At 42.9% G+C, this 9,280-nt stretch carries 8 protein-coding genes; 2 read left to right on the forward strand and 6 right to left on the reverse strand.

Annotation, left to right across the window (positions count from 1 at the left end; all coding sequences use genetic code 11):
- Both VMW39_04050 and VMW39_04055 read left to right on the forward strand, forming a co-directional pair.
- Positions 1-1,163, forward strand: a 1,163-nt coding sequence (locus VMW39_04050) for a right-handed parallel beta-helix repeat-containing protein (GenBank protein HUW23185.1), incomplete at its 5' end; no start/stop codon positions are given.
- Positions 1,108-2,448 carry a PKD domain-containing protein gene (locus VMW39_04055; GenBank protein ID HUW23186.1) on the forward strand — a complete coding sequence of 447 codons (1,341 nt, stop codon included), beginning with the start codon at positions 1,108-1,110 and terminating at the stop codon, positions 2,446-2,448. The genes VMW39_04050 and VMW39_04055, both read left to right, overlap by 56 nt.
- Before the next feature lie 15 nt (positions 2,449-2,463).
- Here VMW39_04055 and ugpC read toward each other — a convergent pair whose 3' ends face one another.
- From ugpC to VMW39_04085, 6 genes are all read right to left on the reverse strand, one after another.
- A complete protein-coding gene (ugpC, locus tag VMW39_04060; GenBank protein ID HUW23187.1) occupies positions 2,464-3,567 on the reverse strand; it encodes a sn-glycerol-3-phosphate ABC transporter ATP-binding protein UgpC in 1,104 nt (367 codons plus the stop codon).
- A 77-nt stretch (positions 3,568-3,644) separates the two neighbouring features.
- Positions 3,645-4,943 carry an adenylosuccinate synthase gene (locus tag VMW39_04065; GenBank protein HUW23188.1) on the reverse strand — a complete coding sequence of 433 codons (1,299 nt, stop codon included), beginning with the start codon at positions 4,941-4,943 and terminating at the stop codon, positions 3,645-3,647.
- Positions 4,944-4,991: 48 nt separating this feature from the next.
- The gene (gene purB / locus VMW39_04070; protein HUW23189.1) at positions 4,992-6,284 is read right to left on the reverse strand and encodes an adenylosuccinate lyase; all 1,293 of its coding nucleotides are present in this window, start codon (positions 6,282-6,284) and stop codon (positions 4,992-4,994) included.
- A gap of 20 nt (positions 6,285-6,304) precedes the next feature.
- A complete protein-coding gene (locus VMW39_04075; GenBank protein HUW23190.1) occupies positions 6,305-6,763 on the reverse strand; it encodes a cytidine/deoxycytidylate deaminase family protein in 459 nt (152 codons plus the stop codon).
- A gap of 203 nt (positions 6,764-6,966) precedes the next feature.
- A complete protein-coding gene (gene purH, locus VMW39_04080) occupies positions 6,967-8,532 on the reverse strand; it encodes a bifunctional phosphoribosylaminoimidazolecarboxamide formyltransferase/IMP cyclohydrolase (GenBank protein HUW23191.1) in 1,566 nt (521 codons plus the stop codon).
- Positions 8,533-8,582: 50 nt separating this feature from the next.
- Positions 8,583-9,280, reverse strand: a 698-nt coding sequence (locus tag VMW39_04085) for a carbohydrate kinase family protein (protein ID HUW23192.1), incomplete at its 5' end; no start/stop codon positions are given.

A 9,280-nucleotide genomic window follows, 5' to 3' on the forward strand; every position in this document is an offset into this window, starting at 1 on the left:
CTAACTATACATTCTATGCCGTTAACTATGACAGTAGCATAACGCCAAGGTTTATACCTGTAGCCAATTCAATACCGGAAACAATCTATGTTGATAATACCTTGGTAACAGACTGCCTTGCCGGTGAGTACTCAGTAGCCAATAGAGATAATTCAGGCAGCGATGGTAACGCCTATACCTCCATCGTTGAAGCGGCTAATGTTGCCGGCCCTGGCGATACGGTTTTGACCAGAGAGGGGACATACCACTCTGGCTCAGGGCTTAACGAAAACGACGTACTCTGGCCCAAACATTCAGGAACCGCACAGAATCCTATTGTATTCAAAGCATACAATGGCGAGACGGTAATACTTGGCGATGGTCTTGACAGCTACCCCAATGATAATTGGTTATCTGTTGCCAGAGGGGTAATTACGTTGAAGAACGTAAGCTATATAGAAATAGATGGATTAACTATTAGACATGTCGCTGGCTGGATGTTTGCGAGGGGCTGTAATTATATTACCATTAAGAATTGCCGGTTTGAAGATAGCACGTGGGATTCGAAGGGTTGTGTCAGATTAACAGAATGCTATAACTGGAAGATAGTCAACAATACGTTTTGTAACTCTGCCTATGATAGCCTGTTGCTTGTCGAGAGCGATTATAACCTAATTGAGAACAATACATTCAGGACAGCAGCACATAGCCTATTGTCTTTAAGGAGTGCAAGTTACAATGTGATAAGAAATAATAAGTTCTGTAACCCCTATTTTGCGGGCGGAATGGCCGAGAAATTGACCGAAGTTTTTGACCAGAAGGTGGACACCAGAGATTCTAGGAATCCCTCTTACATTCCCGTTCCAGGGTATAATGGTACGCAAGGCAATTTGTTTGAGAATAACTTATTCGGCTATCATCCAGACCGAGACAATGTTGGTGCCAGAACTTCGGCTATTCAGTTTTCCGGTCAAAGTACAATCATCAGAAATAATGTGTTCTCCAATCCGCCGCTTACTACTCCCGACCCCGATTATCCTAGCGGAGTAGCCGGCGGTGTGGGGATTATTATGCGCTGGGGCGGTTCCTGGAAAGGCTGGAATGGAACTCGCATTGTAGGGGAAGGACATGAAGCCGGATACGTTACGCATAACCGCATTTACAATAATGTTTTACGGTTATGACAATGGTAAGGTAACGGTTCCATCCGATAATTCAATGGCGGGCATACCCAATCCCCCGCCAATCAAAAACGTGGCCGATTACTATAACTACCCGTTTACCGATCTCTATGCCTTCGAAGACAATATGTTCAAGAATAACATTTTATCTGAAGGTAGTATAGTCCCGCATATAAACTGGACTTGGCTAACGAATTTAGCCGGAAAACCAGTGCAACTTATTTTAAGAGGCAGGCTGGACACTACTTACTTTAAAAACAACAATTTTTTTGCTGCTGGAAATTTTTCAGATCAACTGATATATGATGGCCTGAATCGTACCTATTTAGACCCTGAAACTCCCGATTATTTTAATGCCAACTATACAGTTTTTTCGGGTAATGTTCAGCAAGACCCATTGTTCGTTGACGCAAATAATAATGATTTTCACCTTCAACCGGGCAGTCCGATGATTGATGCTGGAGGTTTCCTCACCATTATCACGAGTCCAAGTGGTAGCGGTAATCAAATAACCGTTGAGGATGCCGGATATTTCTATGATGGTTATGGTATTGAAGGTGAAGCCGGGGATATCATCCAGTTAAAAGGACAGACAACCGGAACAGGGATTATTAATATTGATTATAATACCAACACCCTTACCCTTAATCAGTCTTTAACCTGGACAACTGGGCAAGAAGTGAGTTTAGCTTATTCTGGAACTGCCCTTGATATCGGTGCTTATGAATATGTTTTATTTCCTGTGGCTGTAATACAAAATGAACCAAAAGAGGGTCGCGCTCCCCTTACTGTCTCGTTTGATGGTTCACAAAGCACATCTCCTAATGGAGATATAGTAAGTTATGAATGGGATTTTGGAGATGGCTCAACATCAACAGGAATGAAAACTTCCCATATTTTCACTTCTCCTGGAGAATATACAGTGACATTAACTGTAACCGATGTCTATGGAGTAAAGGATGAATCTCAAACTCATATTATAGTATTTCAAAAAGAATTTGCAGAATTACCAGCAGGTTGTTATAACAACGTATTTAATCCAGCAAAAGGAGAAAGAGCATTAATCGTAGTAGAACTGCCAAAACAAGCTTATGTAAGATTAAATCTTTATAATACCAGAGGCAATAGAATAAGAGAACTGGCAGATGAACAGAAAGAAGCAGGTATCCATAAGTACTACTGGGATGGAAGGAATGACTCAGGCGATGTCGTTGGCTCTGGGTTATATTTTGTTCATATACAGGCGGGGGATTATAAAAAGACAAAGAAGATTGTTGTGGTGAAATAACGCTTGAAAACAGGACTACACTATAGTCTTTTCTGTCTTCTTATCAAAAACATGAATTTTATCCATATCAAAGACCATTTCTATGTCCTGGTTAACTTTTGCTTTATTGTGTGAACCAACGCGGGCAATAAAAATACTTTTGCTGGTGGTTAAATGTAACATTATCTCAGCACCCATAGGCTCCACAACCTCTACAGTACTGGAAATAGTGTTATCCCGGGTAGCTCCCGCAGAGTAGAGCTTATCATAAATATCCTCTGGTCGGATGCCGAAGATTACTTCTCTGCCCACATAGGGTTCGAGGGGTTTTCCCATTCTCTTACTGACTTTTACTTCGTAGTTTCCTTCATCTAGATATATTCCAGCATTCTTTTTTATTACCCGGCATTCCATAAAGTTCATTGGGGGTGTCCCGATGAACCCGGCCACAAACTTATTTACCGGCTGGTCATAAAGAGTGATTGGATCTGCCACCTGGTGAATGATACCATCCTTCAATACTGTGATCTTGTCTCCCATGGTCATAGCCTCTACCTGGTCGTGAGTCACGTAGATCATAGTAGCTTGCAGCCGCTTGTGAAGCTTGCTGAGTTCTGTCCTCATCTGAACTCTCATCTTTGCGTCTAAATTACTTAAAGGTTCATCGAATAAGAAGACTTTTGGTTTACGAACTATAGCCCTTCCCACTGCTACCCTCTGTCTCTCTCCGCCAGAGAGTGCCTTTGGCCTTCTGTTTAGAAGAGGCCGGATACCTAAAATCTCTGCTGCTTCTTCTACCCTGCGTTGTATCTCTTCCTTGGGATACTTTCTCAATTTTAGTGCAAAAGCCATATTTTCATAGGCAGTCATATGGGGGTAAAGAGCGTAGTTCTGGAAAACCATAGCAATATCCCTGTTTTTAGGAGGGATGTCATTGATCAGTCTATCATCAATATAGATTTCTCCTTCAGTAACTTCCTCCAAGCCAGCAATCATTCGTAGCGTGGTCGATTTACCACAGCCTGAGGGTCCAACTAAAATGCAGAACTCTTTATCAGCAATTTCCAAATTAATATCCTTGGCGCCGATAACACCTCCAGGATATAACTTAGTCGCCTTCCTTAAAACAACCCGCGCCATTCCTACCTCCTGTGTAAAACTGGACTCCTCGCGAAAGCGAGGTTATCCCTTCCTTTCGGAAGGACTCCAAACCTTTCTTAAAAATTGAAATCTATCAAGTCTTTATCTATTATAATCGTCTCCTCTCTGCTTCTGCCCATAGAGACTATGGAGACTTTTGCCTGAACCAGGCTTTCTATTTTACTTAAATATTTCTTTGCATTTTGGGGTAGTAAATTAAATTTCTGAATGCCTTTAGTCTTCTCTTTCCACCCTTTTAACTCTATATAAACTGGTTTACAATCTTTGAAAATTTCTCTGCCAGTGGGAAACTCCCTGATCAATTTTCCCCGGTAGCGATATGCTATACAAATTTTTAAAGGGTCAATCCCATCCAGAACATCCAGCTTGGTCAAGGCCAAACTCCTCAGACCATTTACCCTAACTGCGTGTCGGACAATGGAGGCGTCAAACCAGCCACAGCGTCGAGGCCGGCCTGTAGTTGCTCCAAACTCTTTTCCCTTTTCCTGCAATAGTTTACCTATGCTATTGGAAAGCTCTGTGGGAAATGGTCCCTCTCCTACCCTGGTAGTATATGCCTTGACAATTCCTAAGACTCGATCGACCTGAGTGGGACCTATACCTATACCCACACAGGCTCCACCAGCCACAGGATTGGAAGAGGTAACATAAGGATAACTTCCATAATCAACGTCCAGTAGAGTCCCCTGAGCACTCTCCAGGATAACATTCCTCCCCTGAGAAATTATCCGGTTAATCATTATTGCTGAATCCACAACGAGATCTTTAATTATGGGTAACTGCTTTTTTCTTTTTTCCAGAATCTCTCGCCTCAACTCAGAGAGCTTACACGCTTTCCTCAGAAGAGGCGCCTTTTCTTTCAAGTTCCTTTCCAATAGTTCCCTGAATAGGCGTAGGGAAAGGAAATCAGCCATTCTTATACCCACTCTCGCCACCTTATCGGCGTAGGCTGGCCCGATGCCCTTTCGGGTGGTACCGATTCTCTTCTTACCCTGCTGGATTTCCCTGAGCTGATCCATCCAGCGATGATAGGGCAGAATAATATGGCAGGCATCACTGACAAAAAGCCTGCCTTCTATTTTTATTCCTTTCCTCTCGAGAAAGCGAATCTCTTCTACCAGTGCCTGGGGATCTACTACCACTCCACTTCCAATAATACATTTCTTGCCCGGCTCGAGGATTCCCGCTGGAACCAAGTGGAGAATGAATTCCTGACCATTAAAGACAACAGTATGTCCCGCATTGTTGCCACCCTGGTAGCGGATAATATAATCGGCCTTCTCTGAGAGAAGGTGGACAACTTTGCCTTTACCTTCGTCGCCCCACTGGGCACCTACCACAACTAAAGTAGCCATATTTTATGCTCCGCCTCCCCGTTCCGTTGAAAGTGGAACAGAGATACTTTACAGTTTTAGCCGTTTAAAGATTATATTCACATATCTCAAGTAATAGTTGAGATTGAAGCAAGCATCGATTTCTCTTTTTGTAAAATATTTCCCCACTTCCTTGTCCTTTTTTAGAAGCTCGCGATATTCACTGCCTTCCTTCCAGGCCCTCATAGCACTTCTTTGAGTCAGCTCATATGCCCTCTCCCGGGAAAGTCCCTTCTTTACCAGTTCCAGAAGAATCCTCTGGGAGAAAATGGTATTCTTACTTTTCTCCAGATTCTTCTTCATATTCTCAGGATAGACTATGAGTCTTTTCACGATATTTTCGAACTTCTGCAACATATAATCCAGGAGAACTGTACTATCAGGAATAATAACTCTTTCCACAGAGGAATGTGTAATGTCTCTCTCGTGCCATAGAGGTATATTCTCTAAGGAGGCTACCGCATGGGAGCGAACAAGACGCGCCAGTCCACAAATTCTCTCACAAGTTATGGGGTTCTTTTTGTGGGGCATTGCTGAAGAACCTTTCTGAGTAGGGCTGAAATACTCTTCTACCTCCAGAATCTCAGTCCTCTGGAGGTTTCTTATTTCCAGGGCAAATTTCTCCAGTGAACCGGCTACCAGCGCCAATATGGAAAGGTATTCGGCATGGCGGTCTCTTTGAATTATCTGTGTGGAAATAGGGGCTGGCTTCAACCCAAGTTTTTTACAGACATAGAGTTCCACTTTAGGATTCACGTGAGCATAAGTTCCCACTGCCCCTGAAATTTTTCCCACACCAATCACTTCCCTTGCCCGCCTGAGTCTCTCTAAGCTTCTCAGGGTCTCCTGATACCAGAGTGCCAGTTTCAACCCAAAAGTAATCGGCTCAGCATGGATTCCGTGGGTTCTACCTATCATTATTGTATTCTTATGTTTTATGGCTCTCTTCCTCAGAGTCCGGGAAAGATTCTCCAGATCTTCGATTAAAATATCTATAGCCTCAACCATCTGCACAGCCAGTGCGGTATCCAGAATATCAGAAGAAGTTAATCCCAGATGAATATATCTTCCTTCTTTACCCACACTCTCGCTCAAAGAAGATACAAAAGCGATCACATCGTGATGCACTTTGCTCTCTATCTTTTTAATCCTTGCCAAGTTAAAGCGTGCTTTTCTCTTAATTTTAATGAGCGCACTCCTGGGAATCTCTCCAAGATTACTCAGAGCTTCGCAAACAGCCAGCTCAATTTCCATCATTATCCCGAACCTGTTCTCGTCAGTCCAGATTCTCCCCATTTTAGGAAGAGTATAGCGAGAAATCATTTATCCTCCCTATAAATAAACTATCTTTTAACTCCCTGTTTCAACTGGCAAAGTTCCACTTTTGTTTCTTTAAATAGTTTCCGCGCCATCTCATCAGGATATTCACCTTTAAAAACAGCTCGAGTTATCCCCGCCTGAATTATCATCTTGGCGCAGAGAATACAAGGTTGATGCGTACAATATATGGTAGCGTTCTTTATATCTACACCATTAGCAGCAGCAAATAACAATGCATTCTGTTCACCGTGGAGCCCCCGGCACAATTCCTGCATCTTGCCAGAGGGAACGTTCTTCTTTTCTCGAACACACCCTACCTGTTCACAGTGGGGCAGTCCGGTTAAAGTCCCATTATATCCTGTGGCAAGAATTCTCTTCTCCCGCACAATGATTGCTCCCACCTGCCTCCTCAGACAGGTGGAACGTTTAGCCACAGTATCAGCAATTTCCATAAAGTAGTCATCCCACGACGGCCGTCCCATTTTTTTCCTTTTTCTCCTAATGCGAAGGAATTTGGTGTAGCGAGCATTTCTTATAGCAGCAAAGCATAAGCTTTGCTTCCTCTGTAGGGGACGGACTCTGTGCCGTCCCTCCTTCGGGCGACCACGGAGTGTCGCCCCTACACCGACGCAGAACTATCGCTCTGCGGCTATAATGAAAAATGACTCTGACCCCTTTTCTTTTTTTAATGTTTGAAATGGCGCATTCTGGTGAAGGCCATAGCAATTTTATGCTCATTACAAGCAGTAATCGACTCCTTATCCCTCAAGGAACCTCCCGGCTGAATAATTGCTGTAACCCCAAAGGTAGCAGCCAAATCGACAGAGTCACGGAAAGGAAAGAAAGCATCTGAAGCCAGAACTATAAGCCCCTTATATTTCCCGAATTGCTCCCCCATCTTCCTCTTCGCAATTTTCACTGCATCCACACGAGACATCTGACCAGCTCCGATGCCTAGCGTCTGGCTTTCGCTTGCCAGAACAATGGCATTCGACTTAACGTGCTTACAAACTTTCCAGGCAAACAGGAGAGCTTTCAATTCCACATCGCCTGGCTTCTTCTCAGTAACTACTTCCAGACCATCAGCAAAAGTTTTCAAATCCTTAGTCTGAGCTAACAGCCCTCCGGAAACTCTCCGGTAATCGAGCTGAAGAGAAGATAATTTTCTTTCACCAGACAACTTTAACAATCGGATATCTTTCTTCACTTTCAGAACTTTAACAGCTTCATCTTCAAAATCCGGGGCAATCACTGCCTCAACAAAGGTCTTAACAATCTCTTCTGCGGTTTTACTATCCACCTTGCGATTGAAGCCGACAATGGACCCAAAGGCACTAACCGGGTCGCATTGGCGAGCTTTCTTATAAGTCTCAAGAAGAGCACGACCAGTGGCCACACCACAGGGGTTAGTATGCTTAATAATCACTGCTACTGGCTCTTCAAATTCTTCCACGATATTGACTGCTGCATCTAAATCCAGAATATTGTTAAAAGAAAGCTCCTTGCCTCCCAGTTTTTCTACATCTGCTATTCCCTGCCCTTTTCCTTTAACTAATTCTCTATAAAATGCTGCGCTTTGATGGGGATTCTCTCCATACCTCAAATCCTTTACCTTCTCCAGCTGGAGTTGCAATAAATCCGGAAAAAGAGAAGGAGAGGAAGAGGAAGTGAGAAAATAATGGTAGATATGGTAATTATATTTAGAGAGATGTCGAAATATATCTGTGGTTAATCTTAGAGAGGTCTCCTCGCTTACCGCACCTTTATTCTTTTTCATCTCTTCCAGAACGGAACCATAATGTTGAGGATCAGAAATTGGCACTACCCACTTATAATTCTTGGCTGCTGACCTCAACATAGTTGGACCACCGATGTCAATATTCTCAATAGCCTCCTCTTTAGTAACGCCCTCTTTGGCAATTGTGGCTTCAAATGGATAAAGGTTAATTACTACCATGTCAATCAGTTCTATGTTATGCTTTTCTGTCTCTTTCATGTGTTGGGGATTATCCCTGAGGGCAAGCAAAGCCCCATGAACTTTGGGATGCAAAGTCTTCACTCTTCCTTCCAGTACCTCAGGGAAACCCGTATAATCTGAAACCGAGCGGATGGATATTCCTGCTTCCTTTAACATCTTAGCAGTCCCGCCGGTAGAAATAATCTCCACTCCCAAATCTTTCAAACCACGGGCAAACTCTACAATTCCTGTCTTGTCAAACACACTAATAAGAGCTCTCTTAACTTGCGGCATAATTTATCCCCCTCACCCTAACCCTCTCCCCGAGAGGAGAGGGAACTTTCTTAGAATTGGCTATATTCTTTATAATCCTTCAATTCCTTTAAATAGGGAACAGACCTGGCGCCAATTCTGGTAACGGAAATGCTCGCTATAAGATTAGCAAATTTTACAGATTTTTCCAAATCCCAATTATTTAAATCACCAAAAATAAACCCGCAAGAGAAGGCATCACCAGCCCCTGTTTTATCTACAGGTTTGAATTCTTTATACGAGTCAATAAATTTATTGCCCACACCAGAATAGACAAAGCATCCTTCTCTTCCCAGAGTGGTAAGAACAATTTTTGCTCCGTATTCGGCAATGGCTTCCGAGGCATCGTGGAGCTTTTCTCTTTTGGTTAACTCTTTTATCTCTGTCTCATTAAATTTCACTATTGTTGCTTTATTCAAGATTCCTTTAAGGCTTTTAAGCCCCCTTTCCACAAATATGTATCCCGGGTCGAAAAATACTTTCACTCCAGATTCTTTAGCATAACGGGAAGCAAGTTCCATCGCCGGGATAGCTTTTTCACCTTCAATGCTACTTAAGAAGATATATTTAGCGGATTTTATATAATTTTTATCAATATTTTCAAGAGATAGTTTTGCATTGGCTCCTTGATAGGCAAAGAGAATCCTCTCACCACCTTCATTAACAATAGCAATAACGCTCCCACTATTTCCCTGACAAACTTTTAAGCAAGATATATCGACCTTCTCCG

The sequence above is a fragment of the bacterium genome, from assembly GCA_035530055.1.
In the GTDB taxonomy this organism is placed as follows: domain Bacteria; phylum UBA6262; class WVXT01; order WVXT01; family WVXT01; genus WVXT01.